This is a genomic window from Arthrobacter ginsengisoli, assembly GCF_031456935.1.
In the GTDB taxonomy this organism is placed as follows: Bacteria; Actinomycetota; Actinomycetes; order Actinomycetales; family Micrococcaceae; genus Arthrobacter; species Arthrobacter ginsengisoli.
In genome coordinates this window covers 89,820-110,207 of the sequence record NZ_JAVDVQ010000007.1, presented here as the reverse complement: position 1 = coordinate 110,207, position 20,388 = coordinate 89,820, and the positions used below count along the sequence as shown (strand labels likewise).

The 20,388-nt window shown below is 67.4% G+C and carries 20 protein-coding genes; 9 read left to right on the top strand and 11 right to left on the bottom strand.

The window, feature by feature from the left end:
* Positions 1-48: 48 nt before the first annotated feature.
* The 3 genes from J2X01_RS10355 to J2X01_RS10345 form a co-directional block, all read right to left on the bottom strand.
* Positions 49-1,896, bottom strand: a complete 1,848-nt coding sequence (locus J2X01_RS10355; protein WP_310056522.1) for a glycoside hydrolase family 15 protein — start codon at positions 1,894-1,896, stop codon at positions 49-51.
* Between the two features lie 95 nt (positions 1,897-1,991).
* Positions 1,992-2,336 (bottom strand): GNAT family N-acetyltransferase, encoded by a 345-nt coding sequence (locus J2X01_RS10350; protein WP_310056520.1) that lies wholly within the window; start codon positions 2,334-2,336, stop codon positions 1,992-1,994.
* Positions 2,337-2,401: 65 nt separating this feature from the next.
* Positions 2,402-3,400: a pirin family protein gene (locus tag J2X01_RS10345; RefSeq protein WP_310056518.1), complete on the bottom strand. Its 999-nt coding sequence runs from the start codon at positions 3,398-3,400 to the stop codon at positions 2,402-2,404.
* 70 nt (positions 3,401-3,470) lie between these two features.
* Between J2X01_RS10345 and J2X01_RS10340 the strand changes: the two genes are divergently transcribed.
* Positions 3,471-4,142 carry an alpha/beta hydrolase family protein gene (locus tag J2X01_RS10340; RefSeq protein WP_310056517.1) on the top strand — a complete coding sequence of 224 codons (672 nt, stop codon included), beginning with the start codon at positions 3,471-3,473 and terminating at the stop codon, positions 4,140-4,142.
* A gap of 20 nt (positions 4,143-4,162) precedes the next feature.
* Here J2X01_RS10340 and J2X01_RS10335 read toward each other — a convergent pair whose 3' ends face one another.
* Positions 4,163-5,446, bottom strand: coding sequence for a class I SAM-dependent methyltransferase (locus J2X01_RS10335; protein WP_310056516.1), 1,284 nt, complete (start codon positions 5,444-5,446; stop codon positions 4,163-4,165).
* 149 nt (positions 5,447-5,595) lie between these two features.
* Between J2X01_RS10335 and J2X01_RS10330 the strand changes: the two genes are divergently transcribed.
* The gene (locus J2X01_RS10330; protein WP_310056514.1) at positions 5,596-5,955 is read left to right on the top strand and encodes a spore germination protein GerW family protein; all 360 of its coding nucleotides are present in this window, start codon (positions 5,596-5,598) and stop codon (positions 5,953-5,955) included.
* 50 nt (positions 5,956-6,005) lie between these two features.
* Positions 6,006-6,515 (top strand): GNAT family N-acetyltransferase, encoded by a 510-nt coding sequence (locus tag J2X01_RS10325; RefSeq protein WP_310056513.1) that lies wholly within the window; start codon positions 6,006-6,008, stop codon positions 6,513-6,515.
* Between the two features lie 84 nt (positions 6,516-6,599).
* Here J2X01_RS10325 and J2X01_RS10320 read toward each other — a convergent pair whose 3' ends face one another.
* A complete protein-coding gene (locus J2X01_RS10320) occupies positions 6,600-7,337 on the bottom strand; it encodes a TetR/AcrR family transcriptional regulator C-terminal domain-containing protein (protein ID WP_310056512.1) in 738 nt (245 codons plus the stop codon).
* A 307-nt stretch (positions 7,338-7,644) separates the two neighbouring features.
* On the opposite strand from J2X01_RS10320, the gene J2X01_RS10315 reads away from it, so the two are divergent.
* Positions 7,645-7,917: a hypothetical protein gene (locus tag J2X01_RS10315; RefSeq protein ID WP_310056511.1), complete on the top strand. Its 273-nt coding sequence runs from the start codon at positions 7,645-7,647 to the stop codon at positions 7,915-7,917.
* Positions 7,918-7,936: 19 nt separating this feature from the next.
* On the opposite strand, the gene ligD is transcribed toward J2X01_RS10315, so the two are convergent.
* Positions 7,937-8,959 (bottom strand): non-homologous end-joining DNA ligase, encoded by a 1,023-nt coding sequence (gene ligD / locus J2X01_RS10310; RefSeq protein WP_310056509.1) that lies wholly within the window; start codon positions 8,957-8,959, stop codon positions 7,937-7,939.
* Positions 8,960-9,202: 243 nt separating this feature from the next.
* On the opposite strand from ligD, the gene trxB reads away from it, so the two are divergent.
* On the top strand, positions 9,203-10,192 hold the full coding sequence (gene trxB / locus J2X01_RS10305) for a thioredoxin-disulfide reductase (protein WP_310056507.1): 990 nt from the start codon (positions 9,203-9,205) through the stop codon (positions 10,190-10,192).
* Between the two features lie 53 nt (positions 10,193-10,245).
* Positions 10,246-11,568: a nicotinate phosphoribosyltransferase gene (locus J2X01_RS10300; RefSeq protein ID WP_310056506.1), complete on the top strand. Its 1,323-nt coding sequence runs from the start codon at positions 10,246-10,248 to the stop codon at positions 11,566-11,568.
* Here the strand turns inward: J2X01_RS10300 and J2X01_RS10295 are convergent.
* From J2X01_RS10295 to J2X01_RS10280, 4 genes are all read right to left on the bottom strand, one after another.
* Complete coding sequence (locus J2X01_RS10295) at positions 11,559-11,858, bottom strand: hypothetical protein (RefSeq protein WP_310056505.1); 300 nt, start codon at positions 11,856-11,858, stop codon at positions 11,559-11,561. The two genes, J2X01_RS10300 and J2X01_RS10295, sit on opposite strands and share 10 nt — an antisense overlap.
* 375 nt (positions 11,859-12,233) lie before the next feature.
* On the bottom strand, positions 12,234-14,888 hold the full coding sequence (gene hrpB / locus J2X01_RS10290; protein WP_310056503.1) for an ATP-dependent helicase HrpB: 2,655 nt from the start codon (positions 14,886-14,888) through the stop codon (positions 12,234-12,236).
* Between the two features lie 159 nt (positions 14,889-15,047).
* Positions 15,048-16,061 carry an isopenicillin N synthase family dioxygenase gene (locus J2X01_RS10285; RefSeq protein ID WP_310056501.1) on the bottom strand — a complete coding sequence of 338 codons (1,014 nt, stop codon included), beginning with the start codon at positions 16,059-16,061 and terminating at the stop codon, positions 15,048-15,050.
* A gap of 127 nt (positions 16,062-16,188) precedes the next feature.
* Complete coding sequence (locus tag J2X01_RS10280) at positions 16,189-16,899, bottom strand: DUF2306 domain-containing protein (protein ID WP_310056499.1); 711 nt, start codon at positions 16,897-16,899, stop codon at positions 16,189-16,191.
* A gap of 105 nt (positions 16,900-17,004) precedes the next feature.
* Between J2X01_RS10280 and J2X01_RS10275 the strand changes: the two genes are divergently transcribed.
* The 3 genes from J2X01_RS10275 to J2X01_RS10265 all read left to right on the top strand — a co-directional run bounded on the left by J2X01_RS10275 (position 17,005) and on the right by J2X01_RS10265 (position 19,339).
* Entirely contained in the window at positions 17,005-17,736 is a 732-nt protein-coding gene (locus J2X01_RS10275) for a TetR/AcrR family transcriptional regulator (RefSeq protein ID WP_310056498.1), read from the top strand.
* An 82-nt stretch (positions 17,737-17,818) separates the two neighbouring features.
* Entirely contained in the window at positions 17,819-18,796 is a 978-nt protein-coding gene (locus J2X01_RS10270) for a dienelactone hydrolase family protein (protein ID WP_310056496.1), read from the top strand.
* Positions 18,797-19,003: 207 nt separating this feature from the next.
* A complete protein-coding gene (locus J2X01_RS10265; protein ID WP_310056493.1) occupies positions 19,004-19,339 on the top strand; it encodes a YegP family protein in 336 nt (111 codons plus the stop codon).
* 41 nt (positions 19,340-19,380) lie between these two features.
* Here the strand turns inward: J2X01_RS10265 and J2X01_RS10260 are convergent, their stop codons facing one another.
* Positions 19,381-20,358, bottom strand: coding sequence for a prenyltransferase/squalene oxidase repeat-containing protein (locus J2X01_RS10260; protein ID WP_310056491.1), 978 nt, complete (start codon positions 20,356-20,358; stop codon positions 19,381-19,383).
* Between the last annotated feature and the right edge of the window lie 30 nt (positions 20,359-20,388).

Sequence of the window (20,388 nt, the reverse complement as noted above, 5' to 3'; positions counted from 1 at the left end):
CCGGCTCCAGCCACCGGCTGGAGCCGGGCTCGAGATTGGAGCCGTGCTTCAGCTTTCTGAAGCGGCACGCCGTCCGGCTTTCAGCAGACGCAATCCGCTGGCGAGGACACCTACGTGGCTGAAGGCCTGCGGAAAGTTGCCCAGGAACTCGCCGGTGTCGGGATGGATTTGTTCCGGCAGCAGCCCGAGCGGGTTCGCGCGGCCGCAGAGGGCCTCGTAGAGCGCATATGCCTCATCGATCCGGCCCTGACCGGCCAGGTTGTCCACGAGCCAGAAACTGCACAGCAGGAACGCGCCCTCGGTTCCCGGCAACCCGTCCGGTGACACCTTGGGGAGGTACCGGTAAAGCAGTCCGTTTCCGGCATCGAGGCCTTCCGAAATCGCCTTGGTGGTCGCGATCATCCGCGGATCGTCGAAGGCGATGACATTGCGGACCGGCAGAGTCAGCAGCGCCGCGTCGAGGCCACCGCTGCCACCGAGGTTTTCGGTGAATGTCTGACGTTCGGGGTTCCACGACTGTGTCAGCGCGGCCTCGCGGATGGCTTTGGCGGCGGCTTCCCATCGTCCCTTCGGGTACGAGAGCCCCTGCTTTCGGGCAATCTGGATGGCGCGGTCGACGGCCACGTAACACAAGGCCGCCGAGTAGGTGAACGGTCGTCCCGGTGCGCGGATCTCCCAGGGACCGCTGTCCGGGGTCCGCCAGCGGGCGATGGCCAGCTCGACGATCGGGACCAGTGCTGCCCACAATCTGCCGTCCACATGCCCGCCGCTGCTCGACCACTGGAAGGCGATATCGATGATCTCGCCGTACACGTCATGCTGGAGCTGGTGGATCGCCCCGTTCCCCCATCGGACCGGGGCCGAACCGCGATAACCGCGCAGCAGTGGGTCCTGGACCTCGTCCGGCGGCTGCGAGCCGTCGAGTGCATACATCACATGCGGTGCACCATCCCGCTCTACATTGGTGAGCACCCATGCGAGGAAGACATCCGCGTCGCTGGGGTCACCGATGCGCCGGAACACATAATTCGAGAATGAAGCGTCCCGCACCCAGGTGTAGCGGTAGTCCCAGTTGCGCGGTGCGCCGGGCCACTCCGGCAAAGACGACGTCGCTGCCGCCATGATGGCACCCGTCTCAGCATGGTCCAGCAGCTTGAGCGTCAGCGCCGAGCGCTTCATCAGCTCCGCCTGGGATCCCTGACAGTCCAGGCCGGAGGACCAGCGCCGCCACGCGGCAACCGTCTGGTCGATCAGCCTCCTCGAATCCGGTCGCTGCCGGAGCCGGAACCGGCCCGACCAGTGCAGCGCAGCCGTGATTGTTTCGCCGGCCCGCAACGTCAGCTCGGCCGACAGCCCCCGCCCGTCCGGGACAAGATCCACCGACGACCACAGATAGACCTCCGAAACGCGGCCGCTGTCCCACTCGAAGCGCCAGCCACCGGCGAGCTCGTCAAAACTGACGCCGGTCTTGGGCACCAGCCTGATCCGGAGGCGCACGTCCCCTCCCACGGCCTGGACAAAGCGGAGCAGCTCACTGCGGCCGGCGGGAACTGGTTCAACCAGGTCGGCACCGGAACGCAGGGTCAGGCAATCCGTGATCTGGAGGATGCCCCGGTCCGAGGCAAGGGTTGTGACCAGGACGCAGGAATCCTCCATGTAACGCTGGGCCGAGGCATGGACGGTAACGGGGGAGATTTCAAAGAGTCCCCCGTTTTCCGCGTCAAGGATTCCGGCAAGGAACGGCGGGCTGTCGAACTCCGGTATGCACAGCCAGGAGATTCCGCCGTCCCGGCCCACGAGCGCACAGGTGGACCCGTCGCCGATGAGACCATGGTCCTCGATGGGCAGGTAACCCTCCCGGCGATCAACAGTGCGCAGGTGCGCAGCAGGAAACACTACTGCGGGCTCCTTCAATTTCCTTTCGGGCTTCTGTCATCATTCTCCACCTGTCGGGCCCCGGAAACCACAGACTCGACTGCGGTATCAACGGATTAGCGACGGGCACGCTGCGCCAACGCGTTGTTGAGAAATGCAAGGAGTGCGGGGGTGGGATTTTGGATATTGGCCGCGTACTGGGTGTGCTTGACGAGGTAGTTCTTGATGTACGGGCACACCGGCACAATCCTCAAACCGGCGGCAACGGTCTCGTCGAGCGCCTGCGCCGCGAGCCGACCGGCAAGGCCCTGCCCGCCATATTCCTCGTCGATGACCGTGTGGTAGAAAATGCGGTGTCCGTCCCCATCATCCACATAGGCCGCCTGGCCGATGGCAGAGTCGCCGTCGAGCACTTGAAAGCGCTGCCGGTCGGGGTTGTTTCGGACGGTGATTGCGGTCAACAGCTTCTCGCTTCTCGTCGGGCCTGCTTGTGCACGGGCGGCGTGAACGGCCGCATGGACCTGATTCAGTCCCGGGGGCGGAGCCGGGCATTGGGCAGGGCCGGCGCCGGCAGCGGCGCGGGTTCCCCGGCCGGGAAACTCCCGAACCGCGGGGCCGCGGCGTCCGTTACGACAGCAACGGGGGGCTTCTCAACGCCGATTTCCGCCTGCCACTGCGCCCGGTACGCGACGATTTCCTCGTGGCTGCGGCCCACAAAGTTCCACCACATGACGATCTGCTCGCCCAAGGGTTCGCCGCCGATCAGCAGCACGCGCAGGGGTTCCACGCCGGCCTCCAGAGTGACGGATGTGCGCCCGACCGGCAGGTAGGCGAGGTGGTCTTTGGCGACGGCGTGCCCATCCAGGATGGGCGCTCCGGTATCAACCAACAGGCCATGTTCAAAGGACGGATCGGTATCCAGTCTCAGTGTGGATCCCGCGTCCATCAGGATCTCAGCGCCGAGCAATGCGGTATGGGTGGTGACCGGCGAGGTGGCACCGGCGATTGATCCGAGAAAGACCCGCATGATCCAGCCGGGTCCGGTCAGTGGATCGGGGCGGTAGTGCTCAAACGTGGGCTCCATCTGGCGGGCGCGGTCCGGCAGAGCCACCCAGAGCTGGGCACCGTGCAGGATGTCCGTTCCAGGCGTGGAGAATTCCGAGTGGCTGATGCCACGTCCGGCGGTCATCAGGTTGACCTCGCCGGGCCGCACCGCAGCGTGGAAGCCTGCCGAGTCGCGGTGCTCAATCTCGCCGGTAAAGAGCCAGCTGACCGTCTGCAGACCCGTGTGCGGGTGGCGGGGTACCTGCATGCCCCCGGACTCGCCCACCCGGTCCGGGCCATAGTGGTCCAGGAAGCACCAGGCGCCGATGAGGCTCCGCTGGCGCTGCGGCAGGGTCCGTCTCACGTCCATGGCGCGCGGCCCGCCGAGCGGGACCTTCCGGGGCACGAGGATTTCCACGCCCACGCGGCCGGCGTCAGACTCGCATAGGGTTTCTTGGGGGGCCACCTCGGTATTGCTCATAACGACAGCCTAGCGATCGAACCGCCGGATCCGCAGTAGCCGGAAGCTCTGCAGGCGCCATGATGGAGTAATGACCATCCCCGAGTTGCCCGTCACGATCAGTGTGGGCGAAACCTCCGTTTCAGCCGCCTATGCCCGCCCCGCGATGCCAACCGCAACGCTCGTCGTCGCCCACGGGGCCGGGGCCGGCATGGACCACCCGTTCCTGGCCGGATTCAGCCGCGCCCTGAACGAACTGGGGATTGCCACGCTCCGCTTCAACTTCCCCTACCGGGAGGCGGGCCGGAAGTTCCCCGACAGGCCGCCCGCTGCCATAGCTGCCTGGCGCGCGGCCATGGCTGAGGCCGCTGCACGGTCCACCGGCGAGCCTGTCTGGGCAGGCGGCAAGTCCTTCGGCGGTCGGATGGCCTCGATGGCGGTTGCCGAAGGCATGCCCGCGGCCGGACTCGTCTACCTTGGCTACCCGCTTCACCCTCCCGGCAAGCCGGACAAGGTCCGTGATGAGCACCTCTACGGGCTGACGCTGCCGATGCTCTTTCTGCAGGGCACGCGCGACCCCTTTGCCACCCCGGAGCTGCTGGAGGCGGTCGTCGCCCGAATCGGCCCGTCAGCAACCCTGGAGTGGCGCGACGGCGGCGGACACACCTTTGAGGTCAAGGGGACCAGACACAGCCAGGAGGAACTCGGGGCATCCCTGGCGGGGCCGGCCGCCGCCTTCATCGCGTCCCACGGCCCCCGCTGAGGCGTCCGGTGTTCGGCGCCTCAGACCCAGCCGGTTCGGCGCAGCGGCGGTTCGTCGCCGCCGGGCCGCTGCACCAGGATCTGGTTGACGCCGGTTAGTCGGGACTCGAAGCCCAGGGCACTGGCGGCCATGTAGAGCCGCCAGACCCGGGCACGCCCTTCGCCGGCAAGGTGCGCGGCCTCGCTCCAGTGATCCTCCAGGTTCCGCACCCAGGCCCGCAGGGTCAGTGCGTAGTGCCGCCGCAGGGCCTCCACGTCGAGCACTTCCAGTCCGCCGGACTCGAGCGCGCCAACCATCTCGGCAAGGCCGAGCATCTCACCGTCCGGGAACACGTAGCGCGGGATAAAGGAGTTCGGATCCGGCGGGGTTGGGCCCGCGTTCCAGGAAATTGCGTGGTTGAGCAGCCGCCCGCCCGGGCGGAGCAGCCCGCGAAGCCTGGCGACGTACTCGGGCATCTGCTCGCGGCCCACGTGCTCTGACATGCCGATGGAACTGATCGCGTCAAATGGACCATCGGTGACGTCCCGGTAGTCCTGGACACGGATGGAAACACGGTCCGTGAGGCCGGCGTCCGCTACCCGCTTTCCCGCCATGGCCGCCTGTTCCCCCGACAGTGTCACACCCACGACGTCGACTCCGAAGTTTTGCGCCGCACGCACTGCGAAGCTCCCCCATCCGCATCCGACATCCAGCACCCTCATGCCGCGTCGCAGCCCCAGCTTCCGGCAGACCAGGTCGATCTTGGCGTACTGCGCGGCCTCAAGTCCGGTGCCTTCGTCCTCCCAAACGGCGCAGGAGTAGACCATGGAGGGTCCCAGGACAAGGGCATAGAAGTCGTTACCGACGTCGTAGTGGTGGGAGATGGCCGCAGCGTCACGCGTCCGCGTGTGCCGCCGGCCGGCGCGGACGATTTTCGCTTCCTCCGGCGGTGGCGCCGGGTTGGGTCCCAGGGCGCCGAGCAGGGCGGCGTTCTTGAGGATGGTCCCGAATTCGCGGGCAGTGGGCGCCCGGAATGGTCCCGGCTGGGCGAACTTGCCGGCCGAACTCAGAGCGGCGAAGCTGGCGAAAAGGTTGCCCGGGGCGTCAATGTCCCCGGCAACATAGGCCCGGCTGAGGCCGAGCTGCCCGGGTGACCACAGCATCCGGCGCAGCGCCCGCCGCGAGCGGAACTCGATGACCGGTGCGCCGGCCGGACCGGCCTCCGAACCGTCCCATGCCTTCAGCCGCAGCGGGATTTCGTCCGTGCCCAGGACGATCGCCAGCACTTCAGCCAGCCGGGGGGCCGCCGCAGTTTTTTTCGTCATGTTAATGCCCTTTCTTCGCGTGCAATATTCCGTCCCAATGTATTCCGGCGCACGTCAGCCGCACAGGGGCCGGATGGCCCTGCCGGCCCGGCAGTTCCGGGACCACCGCCTCTGGCGCTTTCCCGCGCAGGGGGCCTATGGTCTTTGCCATGACTGAAGCTCTTGCATCCCTTACAGAAACGTTCAAGAACGTCGGTGTGTCCAGGGCCTATGGTCCGGCCGTCACTGTGGATGGTGAGGAACTGGTTCCGGTGGCCCTGGTGTCCTTCGGCTTTGGCGGCGGCGGGAACGCCGACGCCGGAACCGCCGCCCTGGACAGCAGCCAGGAAAGTGCGGCGGGCGGCGGAGGAGGCGGCTTTGTGCTCCCGCTTGGCGTGTACTGCCGGGGACGAAACGGGCGCTTGTCGTTCCGGCCCAACAGCCTTGCCGTCCTCGCAGGACTGGTCCCGCTCGTGTGCGCCGTCGGATTCTCGGTCCGCGGTGTGCTCCGCACGCTCCGCCGCAGCTAGCTCGGGCCACCCCAGGCCGACCAAGGCAGAGGGCTCTGTATGCTTGGTGCGTGCTTCCCGATGAGACGGCCCGACTACGATTTCGTGAGATGACATCGACGGACCTCGACTCCATGAGCGCCCTGCTCGGTGATCCGGTCGTAATGACTTACTACCCGGCGCCCAAGTCCAGGGACGAAGCCGCACAGTGGATTGAGTGGAACAAAGCCAACTACGCCGAGCATGGACACGGCCTATGGATCGTGGAAACCCACGCCGGCGAGTTTCTGGGTGACTGCGGCCTTACCTGGCAGGAAGTCAACGGCCGCTCCGAGTTGGAGGTGGGCTACCATCTGCGCACCGATTTCCAGGGACGCGGATACGCCACCGAGGCCGCTGCAGCCTGCAAGGACTATGCGCGCGACGTTCTTCACGTTCAACGGCTCGTGGCAATCATCCATCCGGACAACTTCGCTTCGCGTAGGGTGGCCGAAAAGATCGGCATGCGACGCATGGAGGACGACCACGGCGGCGCAACCGCCGTGCGCACGGTGCTCGGAGTCCAACTGCACGCGCAATAGGGCTCCCCTGCTGTGGCGGCAGCGGACGTACCAGTGTAGAAGCTCCGGTGGCGGCCGCGCTGAACGCCCGGAGAATGAAGAGCGTCAGCCGGGTTGTCGACTGCCCTCACCTGTCGTGATCAGCGGCGCGGAAAGGTGTGCCGAGAGCCCGGTCAAAAGGATGGTGATTCCCTCATCCAGCTCCTTGGCCCCGTCATAGTTGGCGAGAGCGGGCGCCAAGGCGCGCAGCCGGGGGAACTCCTTCGGCGGAAGGCGGTGAAGGCCAAGCCGCAGCAACGCCTCATTCTCGTCCGGGTCCACGATGAATTCCTGGAGTTCGTTGAGGATGTGGCCGTAAAGGAATCCGTAGTATGCCCGGTACACGTGCAGGGCATCGGAGGCGCCAAAGCCGGCGTCGATCAGCAGACCGAGAATTTGCTCCAGCGGCCGGAGAGTGCCAAGCGGGCGGAGGCCCAGCGGGGTTGAAAGCGGGCGGGTCACCAGCAACGGAACCACATTGGGATGGCGCAGCGCGAGAAGCCGGAGGTCGTGGGCGATTCGCCGCAGCTGTCCCTGCCAGTCCGGGTCGTCGCCGAAGATGGCCAGTTCGTTCAGGACGAGCTCGGTGACGCCGTCCAGAAGCGCGGCCCGGTTGGCTGCGTAGCGGTACAGCCCCATCGGATCCCGGTCCAGGGCCTGCCCCAGCCGGCGCATGGTCAACGCCTCCAGCCCCTCTTCGTCGACTAGTTTCAGGGCGGCTTCAAGAACGATCTCTCGGCTGAGGCGCTTTTTCCGGGTGCCACCGCCGGCATCCTCGGCTGTGTGTTGCTGCGGAGTTGTCATGGTTGCTGCCACTTCCTCAAGCCTGGGGCCCAGGCGCCGCGACCGCGGTACCACTTGCCATACTCGTAGTCTACGCCTAACATCTACAATGTAGACACTTCCGGAGAACATATTCGGTGGCATCCTTCCCAAGCGACAACGCCGGCCCGTCCGGCTTCGGGATTGCCCGCCCATCGCCTCCGGGGGCCTGCCGGTCCGCAAGCCTGAATTCCGGACCAAATCCTTGGCGCCTCGTGCACGGCACCGAAGGACCCGCTGCTGTAGCCACACGGCAGCATTCACTGCACAGCACGGAAGAGAGCCAACCATGGCCGCTTCACTGACTGCCTCTGCCCACATCAACCGCTTCCTCGCCGAGGCAACCACCGAAGGGTCCGACGAAGGTACCTCACTGCGCAGAGACGAGCTCTATGGTCTCTACATCAGCTGGTGCCTGCTGCATGACGCCGTTCCACACCCGGTATCCAGCTTTTGGGCCGCCCTGAAGTCACACCGCGTCAATCCCGCCCGCAGCGGGCTCCGGATGGCGGGACCGGCGGCCACCGACTACATCCTGGCGACGTATCCAGCCTTGAATTGAGGGCCGGGACGCTCCCGGCCTACCCCTTGTTCCTGGCCCGGCTGGGCTGCACCCGCATCGGCTCGCCCGGCATCTTCGGGAAGTCCGGCGGGAAAGGCAACTCACCCAGTCCGGCCGCGAGGTCACGCTCCCACCATTGAAGAAGAACGTCGATAGTGCCCGGCTTCGCGTGCATGTCCGCCCACGGGTCTCCGCTGGCCTTGAGGCGTTGCGGTACCGTCGTGATGGTGAAGTCCGTCGTGGTGACGCGCTCCAGCTCGTCCCAGCCGATCGGGCAGGAAACTGTCGCGCCGGGCAGGGCGCGCGGACTGTAGGCCCCGGCCATGGTGCGGTCCCGGTTCGCCTGGTTGAAGTCGACGAAGATCCGAGTACCCCGCTCCTCCTTCCACCACGCGGTGGTGACCGTCCGTGGCATCCGCCGTTCAAGTTCGCGGGCGGCTGCGATCACGGCATGCCGTACCTCGAGAAACTCATGGTTCGGTTCGATCGGGCAGAACACATGCAAGCCCCGGTTGCCGGAGGTCTTGATGAAGGACTCCAGCCCGGCCTCGGACAAAACGGAACGGAGTCCCTGCGCTGCCGTTATGGCGTCCTCGAATCCGGTGCCCGGTTGCGGGTCGAGGTCGATCCGCAACTGGTCCGGATTGTCCGGATTGCCGGCCCGCGAAGCCCAGGGGTGGAACACGACCGTGTTCATCTGGACCGCCCAGACCGCTGCGGCGATCTCGTCGATGACAAGCTGGGGATGTGAGCGTCCGCTGGGATAAACCACCATCACCGAGCGCACAAAGTCGGGGGCGCCCCGCGGCGGGTTCTTCGAGAAGAAGTGCTCGCCCTCGATGCTGTCCGAGAACCGCTGGAGAGTCAACGGACGGTTGCCGTTGCCCGCGAGGAAACTATCGCCGACGTCGATCAGGTATTGGGCAAGGTCCAGCTTGGTCAAGCCGAGTTCCGGCCACAGGACCCGGCTGGAACTGGAAATCCTCAGTTCCCGGTTTCCGCCAGGACCGCCGACAGTGACGGTGACTTCTTCTTTGGCCATGGGGACAAGGTACCCCCAGACGCGGGGTCAAATGAATACCTGACGGCCCTGCCGCATTCACCATCACGCTTGTGCGGCCGCGGGATGCTGACCGGCCGGCAGCGTCGGCCTCTTGATCGAAGTCCCGGTTCTTGTTGGACTGGTCTAGGTGGCCTGCTGCCCGCACAGGCTGCTTCACACCGCCACAGCAGCACGCTGAACTTCACCTGGAAGCACCCAGACCAACCGCCAAGGAGCACGACCGTGAGCGCTGACACCGGAACCCCTGAGACTGGAAACACTGAACAGCTGATCATCATCGGGTCCGGCCCAGCCGGCTACACCGCGGCGATCTACGCTGCCCGGGCCGGGGCCGGTGCGGTCACCGCGGGCGGTGCCCTGATGAACACCACCGAGGTGGAGAACTTCCCCGGCTTCCCCGGCGGCATCCAGGGCCCCGAACTGATGGACGGGCTGCAGCAGCAGGCCGAGAAGTTCGGCGCGCAGGTGGTGTTCGACGACGCCACCGAGGTCCGGCTCACCGGGCACCTCAAGCGTGTGGTCACCGGCGCCGGCGGGACCCATGAGGCGCCCGCCGTCATCCTCGCCACCGGCTCGGCCTACAAGGAACTCGGCCTGCCGGAAGAGAAGAAGTTCAGCGGCCACGGGCTCTCCTGGTGCGCCACCTGTGACGGGTTCTTCTTCCGCGGGCAGGACATCATCGTCGTCGGCGGCGGCGACTCCGCGATGGAGGAAGCGACCTTCCTGACCCGCTTCGGGAAAACTGTCACCGTCGTCGTGCGCAAAGGCGAGCTCCGCGCCTCCCGCATCATGGCCCAGCGCGCCAAGGACAACCCCAAAATCAGCTTCGCCTGGAACTCCGCCGTCACCAGGATCCACGGCGAATCCAAGGTCACCGGCGTTACCCTGACCGACACCCGCACCGGCGAAACCCGGGAACACGGGGCGACCGGGATCTTCGTCGCGATCGGCCACGTCCCGCGCACCGAACTCGTCATCGGGCAGGTGGAGCTCGACGCCGAGGGATACATCAAGGTCGACGCGCCCACCACGGTCACCAACCTCTCCGGCGTCTTCGCCTGCGGGGACGCCGTGGACCACCGCTACCGCCAGGCCATCACCGCCGCCGGCACCGGCTGCGCCGCCGCCCTGGACGCCGAACGCTACCTCGCCGCCCTGGACGACGCCGACAGCATCGCCACCGCCCTGGTCGAGGAACCCACCCACGCCTGAGAGTGGAATCATTCCCCTGCAGACCCTCCGCGTGGTGAGGACTAGGGTGAATCATGGACACCTCCCCCGCGTGGGACAGCCGTTTCACGTCGCTCTACACCGACCACTACGAACTGACCATGCTGCAGGCGGCCCTGCACTCAGGCGCTGCCGAGCGAAGGACCGTCTTTGAGGCATTTGCCCGCGGACTGCCGGAGGGCCGCCGGTACGGGATCGTCGCCGGGACAGGGCGACTGCTGGAGGGCCTTGCCAGCTTCCGCTTCGGTCCGTCGGAGCTGGAGTTCCTGGAGCAAACGGGCGTCGTCAACGGGGCCACCCTTGCCCGCCTCGCGGAGTTCCGGTTCACCGGCGACATCTGGGGCTACCCCGAGGGTGAGGCGTACTTCCCCTACTCCCCCGTCCTCATCGTGGAATCCACCTTTGCCGAGGCCTGCATCCTGGAGACGTTCGTGCTGTCCGTGCTCAATCATGACAGTGCCATTGCCTCGGCGGCCTCCCGGATGGTCAGCGCGGCAGCCGGACGGCCGTGCCTGGAGATGGGTTCGCGACGGGCCCACGAGGAGGCCGCCGCCGCGGCCGCCCGCGCTGCCGTCATCGCGGGCTTCGCAGCAACGTCGAACCTGGAAGCCGGCCGGCGCTTCGGGCTCCGGACAGTCGGCACTGCGGCGCATTCGTTCACGCTGCTTCACGACACCGAACGCGATGCCTTCCGGGCCCAGTTGGACTCGCTTGGATCCGGGACCACGCTGCTCGTGGACACCTACGACGTCGAAGCCGCCGTCCGTACCGCCGTCGACCTCGCAGGCGACAAACTGGGGGCGGTCCGGCTCGATTCAGGTGATCTGGTAGCGCAGGCACATTGGGTCCGTGAGCTATTGGACAGTCTGGGAAACGTCCACACGAAGATCGTCGTCACCTCCGATCTCGATGAATACTCCGTTGCCGCCCTCCGTGCCGCCCCTGCCGACGCGTATGGCATCGGAACGGCGCTGGTCACGGGTTCCGGCGCCCCCACCGCCGGCATGGTCTACAAACTGGTCGGCCGCACCAACGACGCCGGGAAGTTCGCCGCGGTGGCCAAGAGCTCCAAGAACAAGATCAACGTCGGCGGACGGAAGCATGCGCTGCGCAGGCTGGACAGCTCGGGCACGGCCACCCACGAGGTCCTGGGCGTTGGCCGCCTGCCGCCGAAGGAACCTCACGGCAGGCCACTGGTGCAGCAATTCATCAGCGGCGGAAAGCTCCTGCCGGGCTGGACCGGCCCCGAGGCCGTGGCGCGGGCCCGGCGCCGGCACGCCGACACCATGGCCGAACTGCCCGCCGTCGTCAACAGGCTCCAGCGTGGCGAACCCGCCATCCCGACGATCTATGCGTGAGGTCGCCGCCGGGCGTGCCGAAATCCTGCCGGCGGGACGGCGGGGCCGGCTGAGGCGCCATTACGGCGCTCCAGCTCATCGGTGACGAGCTGCAACAGCCTTCGGGCAGAATCCGAGGGATCCCTGCCGTTGTCCGGCGAGGCCAGCTCGACGCACTGCAACAGCGCCGATCGGAGCCTCAGCAACTGCGAGGAAGGCACCAGGGGCCAGCGGCGGAAGGCATCGAACATCAGTTCCGCACCGTGGGCGTGGGCGACGTAACCGGATCCGACAGCCAACTGGGGCCTCATGCCGCTCGCTCCCAGCCAGCTTTGCCGGCTCCGAGCATGTGGTTCCCCTGCCATCCCGAATCGCGGATCATCGCGACCGCTGCAGGATCCGCGGCAGTCAGCTTCCGCAGATCCACGACAATGTCGAGGCCATACCCGGAGGAGCCAGCCCGACGGGCTACCGCGATAAGGCTTGGGACGTTGCGAACGGTGAGTTGACCCTCCGCTGCTACTAGTGCAGATTCCGAACTTAGATCGACAGCGACGGTGATGCCGAGTTTGCTGGTCATAATAAAAATCCCCTGTAAAGCGCGCGAACGGCCGACTTCCTGACCGCTACTAGGATACCCACCGCTCCGTGAGCCACGTCACAATGACGTAACAGCTGCCCCAGAATCAGCTCTTACGCTTGGTGCGGGCGGTAGCCGGCGCCGTCCACGGATCCTCCGGCCAGGGATGCCGGGGATACCGGCCACGCATCTCGGCACGGACCTGCGCGTAGGGTCCGGACCAAAACGAAGCCAGGTCGTCCGTCACGGCCAGCGGCCGCCGGGCCGGCGAGAGCAGGTGGAACAGCACCGGCACCCTGCCGCCCACGAGGCGCGGCGTCTGGTCCCAGCCGAAGCACTCCTGTAGTTTGACGGCCACCACCGGGCGGCCGCTCTCGTCCCCCACGGCGGGATAGTCAATTTTCACCCAGGAACCGCTCGGCACTTCCAGCCGCTCCGGAACCAGCTCACCAAGCCGGGCGGCGTCGGGCCACGGCAACAGCCGCCGCAACGGGTCCGCCAGGTCAATTCCGCTCGCTCCGGCGCCGCCGGCCAGCGCCTCAAGCTCCGGTGCCAGCCATTCGTCGAGCCGGGCCAGCAACGCCGGCTCGGACACGTCCGGCCAAGGGTCCCCGAGTTCCCGGCGCACCAAGGCCATCCGGCGGCGCAAGGCGTCCGCCGCGGGCGCCCACCCCAGGGTACCGAGCCCTTCCTTCTCCAGCGCCCGGGCCACCGCCGCCCGGCCTTCAGCGGCGGAGGGACGCACCGGAGTGGAGGAAAGCACGATCGCGCCCAGCCGGCGTTCCTTCCGGGCGGTGACCCGGCCCTGGCTGAACCGGGCCTCCACGGTGTCTCCGAGGAGGTGCCGGGCCGCGGCTTCGGCCGTGTCTTCCGTCAGTGGCGCAGCGGAGCGGATCACAGCGCCGGTGCCGGCCGCGTCGCGCCCCTGGGCCCGGGATACCTCGGCGACGGCCAGCCATTCGTGCCCGGACAGGGAGCTGCCGGCCGGAAGGCCCGCTCTCGTCCCCGAGCTGAGCAGGTAGCGCTCCGGCCCGTCCCCGGGGACCCGGCGCGCGACACGGTCAGGGAATGCGAGAGCGACGACGAAACCGACCGCCTCCGCAGCGGACATCGCCGCCGCCACGGCAGGCGGTACGGCGCCGGGCGCCTCCTGGCGCGCAATTGTCTCCATCCGGCGGACGTCATCCGTCCATCGTCGGGACACCGGATCCTTTCCCGTGCGCAGGGCTGCCAGGAGGCGGGGAAGATCGGCGCCGGGGGCACGCTGGTCGCCAGCGACGAGCGCGACAGCCTCCGCCGCGGAACGGTAGCCCACGGCGGCGGCCCCGTCCAGCAGTGCCCGGGCCAGCCGCGGATCGGCGGGAACCCTGGCCAGCGTCTTGCCAAGAGCCGTGGCACGGCCGTCCGGAGCCACCGCACCGAGTTCACGCAGCACCTCAACGGCATCGTCCATGGCGGCCCGTGGGGGCGCATCCGGCAGCGACAGTCCCCGGCCGCGGGGCGAACCCCAGCAGGCCAGCACCAGGGCTGCCCCGGTGAGGTCCGCCACGGCGATCTCCGGCGTCTGGTGGGCCGGTGCGGCGCCGAAGGTCTTTTGGTCGTAACAGCGGACCACCCGTCCCGGTCCCTGGCGGGCAGCCCGCCCGGCGCGCTGGTCGGCGGAAGCACGCGAGCAGGACACGTTCACGAGTCCGGACATTCCCCGGTTCGCATCGCGCCGGGGCTCGCGTGACAGCCCGGAGTCGATGACCAGCCGGACGCCGGGAACGGTCAGCGAGGATTCAGCGAGCGACGTCGACACGATGATCCGCGGGCTGCCGCCGGCTTGCCGCCCGGAGACAGCGCGGTCCTGCTCTGCCGGCCCGATCTGACCGTGCAGTTCCAGGACTTCGGCACGGGTCCGGCCGCGCAGGCGGCCCGCGACATGGGACACTTCCCGGGCCCCCGGGACGAAGACCAGCGCGTCGACATCCCGGCCGGACGCGGCCGCTTCAGCATGCGCCGAGGCGGCGGTGTCCGCCACATGGTCCAGGAAGGCGCGCGTCACCCCACGTTCATCGAGCCGAGGCACCGCGGCCGGCGCCCAGTCCACTTCGAGGGGATACAGCGCGGCCGGGCAGTCGACGACGGGGGCCGGCCCGCGGCCGCCGGCGTCCCCCGCTCCAATGAGGGCGGCGAAACGTGGCGCGTCCAGCGTGGCCGACATGGCAACGAGCGCGAGGTCACCACGCAGTTGCCGGACTTCGGTGAGCAGACCAAGCAACAGGTCGGTGTCGAGGCCGCGCTCGTGCACTTCGTCGAGGATGACGGCGCTCGCGGTTTCCAGTCCCGGGTCCGCGAGCAGGCGGTTCAAGAGTATGCCCGGGGTGACAAATTCGATCAGTGTGCCCGGTCCGGCCTGGCGTTCGCCGCGGACCGTGTAGCCGACGCGGTCCCCGAGCCGGCTGCCGTCCAGTGCTGCGAGACGGCGGGCGGCCGATCGCGCGGCAACCCGGCGCGGCTGGGTCACCAGAATGCGCGGCGGGCCCGCCGCGGTCTGCGACCCGACGGCCGCCAGAGCGAGGTTGGCCACCAGGGGCGGGACGAGGGTTGTTTTGCCTGTGCCTGGCGGTGCCTGCACCACGGCCGTGGCACCTGGCCCTCCGGCCCGCAGCGCGTCGGCCAGTTCGCCGAGCGACTGCGCAAAGACCAGACCAGACCCGATGACCGCCAGTTCGAAGGGGGCAGGGGCAATGGTCAGCGGAAGAGCCGGAGAAGTCACGCCTCCATTGTGCCCGCATTGCCCGGCCGCCGGGTCCGCGCGAACTCCCACGGCTGATGACTTGCCCACGACGGGGCACAAACACGCTGGCGCCGGCACCTGTCCCTAGTGCCGGCGCGTCTTGGGGCGATCAGCGCAGTGAAGACGTCAGCAGCCGTGTCAGCCGTTCTGTAGATCGGCGTGGTGGGCGGCGACGACGTTAGGGTGGGCCCGAAGCCGGTAACGCAGAGCGTTGTCGCCATAGGTTTCAAGAATCGGGCTGTTCGTCGGGTCAACCGACAGGCCGCGGGCCTTGGCCTGGAACTCCGGACTCACAGCGAGCTGCGGCATCGTCGCGTCCAGCGCCGGATTGAAGAAGAACGGCAACGAAACACGGTCAGTGCCGCGCAGGGGCGAAATCACCCGGTGCAGGGTCGCCTTGAGGTAGCCGTTCGTGGCAAGTTCGAGCATCTCGCCGATATTGACGACAAACGTTCCCGGCACCTGCGGGGCGTCGATCCATTGCCCCTGGTACTCGACCTGAAGTCCTCCTTTTCCGGGCTCCACCAGCAGCAGCGTCAGGACGCCGCCGTCGCGGTGGGAACCCACACCCTGCTTGGGCTCCGGGTCGGACTCCCCCGGGTACCGCACAACCTTGAGCAGGGGAAAAGCCCGTGCCGCAAATGCTTGGTCGAAGGTGTCTTCGGGAGCTCCAAGGGAGACCGCCAGGGCACGCAGGAGGTTCAGCGAGATGGTGCTCAACCGCTCGTTCCATTCCAGGACGATGTCCCGCATCTCGGGGAGCGCGTCCGGCCACAAGTTGGGCCCTTCGAGACGCCAGTAGTCAGCGACGCCCGGCCCCGGCTCTACGGCCGCACGCTCGACGCCGATATCGATCTGCTCGCGCCAGTCGACCGCTCCGTCCGTGAGCTCGCCGCCGACCCGGGTGTAACCCCGGAACTGCGGGCTGTGGACGTTCTCGACCGCGAGTTTCTGCTCCTCGGGCAGCTCGAAGAAGCGCCGTGACACATCGAGCATGGCGTCCGTCAAATCCTGCGGGATTCCATGTCCGGCCAGGTAGAGGAAGCCGACCTCGTGCATGGCGTTGCGCAGGTCGTCACGAAACCGTGAGGCCTCCGCCGGGCCCGCGCTCAAACGGGAGTAGTCCAGGACGGGCAATGATTCGAGTGGCACCTTAATAGTCCTTTTCGACGAACTTGGCAAGCTGAGTACTGCAGTGGCTTCTAATGTTACGGACCATACATCCGGGACGGGCATTCACATGTCGAATTAAGACAATTGAGCCAGCAGACGGCGGCCGTCATCGTGATATCCCGGCGGCCGTCCGGACAACTCGGCCTTCGGAACGTGGCGCACGGGCGGAGAGCCGGGCGCGCCGGTGGATGACGTACTCTGCCACTCCGAGGTTTATCAGCCAGGCCGCGGCCATCAGTAGAGCCCGGGTCAGCTCGTCAGGCGCGCCCACCAGCAGCAGCCAGGGCAGGATCACCAGGGCCTGGGTTCCCGCGGCGACGCCGATCGCATAGCCGCGCGTCATCCAGGCGCCGTGCCGGACGAAATCCCGGCGCCGGATCGCGACGAGCCCGAGCACGATGCTGACAAGCATTGCCGAGCCGAAGAACAACCGGATTGGGACATCCGCGTCGCCATCCGGGAGCGGGTAGAAGGCCGACATCCACAGTCCGGAGAGCGCGGAGAACAGGCCTGCCGGGATGAGGATGCTCCCGCTGATGCGGTGCCAGCCGCGCCGGCCCCGAAGCGCGGGGACAAATTGGAACGCGCCGAGCAGGCTGTAGATGGTGACGCTGACAATGTGGATCACTACGGGCACCGGCGAAGCAAAAAACCGTGCGTTCTGCGGCGTGATGGCGGCACCTCCGGTCAGCTCCGTCATCCGCGACGCGCCGGCGATCACGGGGATCAGACTGAGGAGGATCAAGGCGGCGGGCACCGGCCACTGGTGTCGGGGGCGCCTGCTGGACTGCGTGTTGCTGCCGGGTTTTGTGCTCATGGCCAGGTCCTCCGGTCAGTGGGTGTACGACGTACACCGCTGCCCCAAAGCTAGGTGTACGGGGTACACTTGTCAAGGGCAGGCAGCTAGGGAAGGGTGGTCCGGATGACTCAGCAGTTGGACGCCGTACGCCGTACGCCGCTAAACCGGGACCGGGTACTCAAGGCCGCCGTCGCACTCGCCGACGCCTCGGGCTTCGACTCGCTGAGCATGCGGCGGCTCGCCGACGTCCTCGGCGTGGTGCCGATGGCTCTGTACAAGCACGTTGCCAACAAAGAGGAGCTGCTCGATGGGATGGTCGCCAGCCTCATCGGCGAAATAGATCCCCCGGTCCCAGATGCAGACTGGAAGAGCGCCGTCCGGTTGCGGGTCCTCTCGGCGAGACGGGCATTGCAGCGGCACCCATGGGCGCGGCAAGCAATTGAATCCCGCACCAACAAGACGCCCGCTGTCCTTGACTACATGGAGTCGTTCATTGGGACGTTCCTGACCGGCGGCTTCACGGCCGACCTTACGCACCACGTGATGCATGCCCTCGGGGGCCGCATGTGGGGCTTCACCCAGGAGCTGTTCGATGAACCGGCAGGCACGACGGCGGAGTCCCCGCCGGACGCGCCGCCGGAGGCGCAGGCCGCCATGTTCGAGCAGATGGCCGCGCGGTATCCGAACATCGTGGCGATTGCCACCTCGGTGCGGCACGACGAAGGTTCGGTCGTCGGGCACGGCTGCGACGACCAGTTGGAGTTCGAGTTTGCCCTCGACCTGCTCCTTGACGGCTTTGAGCGACTGCGCGAGCAGGGCTGGTCATCGAGGCAGGCCAGGTCGGACCGCAGCTAGCCGGCATGCCAGGCACGCAGGACCGCCCTTGCCTGTCCACGGGCTTCGGAGGAGGATATGCGCACACTCCAGGAGGACCTTCATGACCGAGCTTGGCAAGTTTGAGAAGTACCTGATCGAGGAATTCTTCGACGATTACCGCGCTGGAGCCATGAGCCAGCGCACGTTCACGCGGCGGGTAGCGTTTATCACCGGCAGCATGGCGGCAGCGTCGGCCGCGATGCTGCTGGTCGGTTGCACACCGGACGAAGTCCCGCGCAGCACCGACCCCATGCCGACTCCCAGCCCCTCGCCATCGGGCGCGGGGACCGGCACCGCTTCCACCAGCCCCGTGCCCGGGGCCAAGAGCCCACTCTCCGTTCCCGAGGGAGCGCCGGGGCTCGTGACGGAGACGGTGCGGTTCCCGGCGGACGGGACCGAAATCAGCGCCTACCTGGCCCGGCCTGAGTCGGGCGCACCCGGACCGGCCGTCCTGGTCTGCCACGAGAACCGCGGGCTGACGCCGCACATCGAGGATGTGGCGCGCCGCTTCGCCAAGGCCGGCTACGCGGCTCTGGCACTGGACCTGCTCAGCAGGGACGGTGGCACGGCCAAGATGGACCGCGACGCCGTGCCCGGTGCCCTGACAGCTGCCGGCGCAGCCCGCCACGTTTCCGATTTTGCTGTGGCCTTCGATTACCTGCAGTCAAAGGATTTTGTCGAAGAGGGCCGGATCGCCATGACCGGGTTCTGCTTCGGCGGGGGCATAACCTGGCAGGCCGCGACCCAGCTTCCGGGTCTGAAGGCAACCGCGGCGTTCTATGGGCCCGCGCCCGATCTGGCCAAGGTCCCGTTTATCAAACCGGCGGTCTTCGGCGTCTACGCCGAACTCGATCAGCGGATCACCGGCGCACTGCCGGCGCTGCGGGACGCCCTGGCAGCCACCGACGTCCGCCACCAGCTCACTGTCTATCCCGGCGTCGACCATGCCTTCCACAATGACACCGGGGAGCGCTATGTCGAGGCGCAGGCCACCGCCGCCTGGAACGACACGCTCGCCTGGTTCGCAGAGTACATCTGAGCGCGGGCGTTGCACAGCTTTTACCCAGGGTTTACGTGCCGTGCCTTGTGAAGCCCGGCGGGCCTGCAACAGACTGGTCATGACCAGATGTACAAATCCCTCGCGATTGTTCGACCAGGGCAGTGGGCAGGAATGCAGTGATGCGTTCCGCCCGGCTCCGCGGTATCGGCGCAGGGGCAGGCTCCGCAGACGGGGAGGATTACCAAAATGGCTGGCAGTTTCGAAGTGTTCGTTGACGGGCAATCAAATTTCCGATTCCGGCTTAAAACACCGGACGGCACCGTAATGGCGGTATCGGCCGCGTTCAGCGACAAGTCCGCAGCCGTCGCCGGCATCGCGGCGGTACGGGAATGCGCCGGCATGGGCCTGATCACCGATTTGTGCCCCAGCAGCGTCCGGGGCAGCGGCGTTCAGGAATCAGCCCACTCCAGCGTCGCGGCGCGGGCCCGTCACGAGTGGCACAAACGGGCCGATGGCTTCCACACCCGCGCCAAAATCATCCGCCGGGCGGCAATGGCTCCGAGGTGGACGGGCGCGGCGTAGCACCAGCCGGAGAAGGAATGCCGGAAGAGGCCCCGCGTTGCCTACGGGCTCACTCCGTTGTCGTACCACCGCAGGACGCGCAGCGCCCGCAGCGTGTTCCACCGGCTGGACCGGCCGTCACCCTCCTCGAGTTCGAAGTGGGTCTCCCCGGCGTGGGTGTTTTCCAGCAGCCAGGTGCCGTCGCGCTGTTTCTTCGATCGGAGCAGCTCGACGGCCTCGGCCACGCGCGGGTCGGGCAGCTCCCCGGTGGACCGGAAATAGTCCAGGGCACGGAGGACGTCGTAATACCAGCGGGTCGGAAAGCTGAACTCCAGCCAGGCAGGGTCTATCACCTCACCGGTTCTTTTGCGCCGGAAAAGCCTGCGTTCGAGGACGTACTCCTCGCCGCGTCGCCGCGCCTTGAGGGTCTCCGCTGAGCCGCCGGTTGCCTGCTCGTGCGCCAGCAACCCTTCAAGCACGTTGATCGTGGTGGCGGCCGACGAAACCACAGCGCCGTACTCAGCCCAGCAGTTCCAACCGCCGTCGTCGAGTTGCTCACGCAGGAGCCGGGCGACGACGCCGTCAACATCCTGGTCGAAGTAGGCTCCCAGCCCGACCGTCATGCCATTGATGCAGGGCTCGACCTCGCCGCTGAAATAGGGCTGGCCACCCTCCTCCCAACGGCAGTTTTCCCGCACCAGCGCGACGGTCCGGCGCATCTGCGCATCCGCTGGGTCGATACCGAAGTCGCGTAGCTGCAGGAGGCTGTATGTGGTGGCGGTCCACGGCTGGCTCCCGTCGTCGGGTGCTTCACGGGGCCCGCCGCCGGCGTCGGCGTCGCCGCCTTGCGCGGGAAAGTAGGCGCCCCCGGCCCATTGCCCATCCTCCCCGCGCAACGCCAGCAACCGGGCTCCCCACCCCTCGGTGGCCACCCGTGCGCGCTCGGCAGCCACGACGTCGGCCGGGGCGCCGGCCAGGTCCCGCAGCGCCTGCCAGCGAACCGACGGATCAGAATCCAGCAACCACTGCAGCACGTTCATGCGGCGATTGTAGTGCCCGCAGCGTTTCCC

What these genes read in the sequence shown, in the direction of transcription:
- J2X01_RS10345 (WP_310056518.1), bottom strand. Translation starts at nt 3,400, where the DNA reads ATGAGCAATACCGAGGTGGCCCCCCAAGAAACCCTATGCGAGTCTGAC.
- J2X01_RS10340 (WP_310056517.1), top strand. Translation starts at nt 3,471, where the DNA reads ATGACCATCCCCGAGTTGCCCGTCACGATCAGTGTGGGCGAAACCTCC.
- J2X01_RS10335 (WP_310056516.1), bottom strand. Translation starts at nt 5,446, where the DNA reads ATGACGAAAAAAACTGCGGCGGCCCCCCGGCTGGCTGAAGTGCTGGCG.
- J2X01_RS10330 (WP_310056514.1), top strand. Translation starts at nt 5,596, where the DNA reads ATGACTGAAGCTCTTGCATCCCTTACAGAAACGTTCAAGAACGTCGGT.
- J2X01_RS10320 (WP_310056512.1), bottom strand. Translation starts at nt 7,337, where the DNA reads ATGACAACTCCGCAGCAACACACAGCCGAGGATGCCGGCGGTGGCACC.
- J2X01_RS10315 (WP_310056511.1), top strand. Translation starts at nt 7,645, where the DNA reads ATGGCCGCTTCACTGACTGCCTCTGCCCACATCAACCGCTTCCTCGCC.
- ligD (WP_310056509.1), bottom strand. Translation starts at nt 8,959, where the DNA reads ATGGCCAAAGAAGAAGTCACCGTCACTGTCGGCGGTCCTGGCGGAAAC.
- J2X01_RS10300 (WP_310056506.1), top strand. Translation starts at nt 10,246, where the DNA reads ATGGACACCTCCCCCGCGTGGGACAGCCGTTTCACGTCGCTCTACACC.
- J2X01_RS10295 (WP_310056505.1), bottom strand. Translation starts at nt 11,858, where the DNA reads ATGAGGCCCCAGTTGGCTGTCGGATCCGGTTACGTCGCCCACGCCCAC.
- J2X01_RS10280 (WP_310056499.1), bottom strand. Translation starts at nt 16,899, where the DNA reads ATGAGCACAAAACCCGGCAGCAACACGCAGTCCAGCAGGCGCCCCCGA.
- J2X01_RS10275 (WP_310056498.1), top strand. Translation starts at nt 17,005, where the DNA reads ATGACTCAGCAGTTGGACGCCGTACGCCGTACGCCGCTAAACCGGGAC.
- J2X01_RS10270 (WP_310056496.1), top strand. Translation starts at nt 17,819, where the DNA reads ATGACCGAGCTTGGCAAGTTTGAGAAGTACCTGATCGAGGAATTCTTC.
- J2X01_RS10265 (WP_310056493.1), top strand. Translation starts at nt 19,004, where the DNA reads ATGGCTGGCAGTTTCGAAGTGTTCGTTGACGGGCAATCAAATTTCCGA.
- J2X01_RS10260 (WP_310056491.1), bottom strand. Translation starts at nt 20,358, where the DNA reads ATGAACGTGCTGCAGTGGTTGCTGGATTCTGATCCGTCGGTTCGCTGG.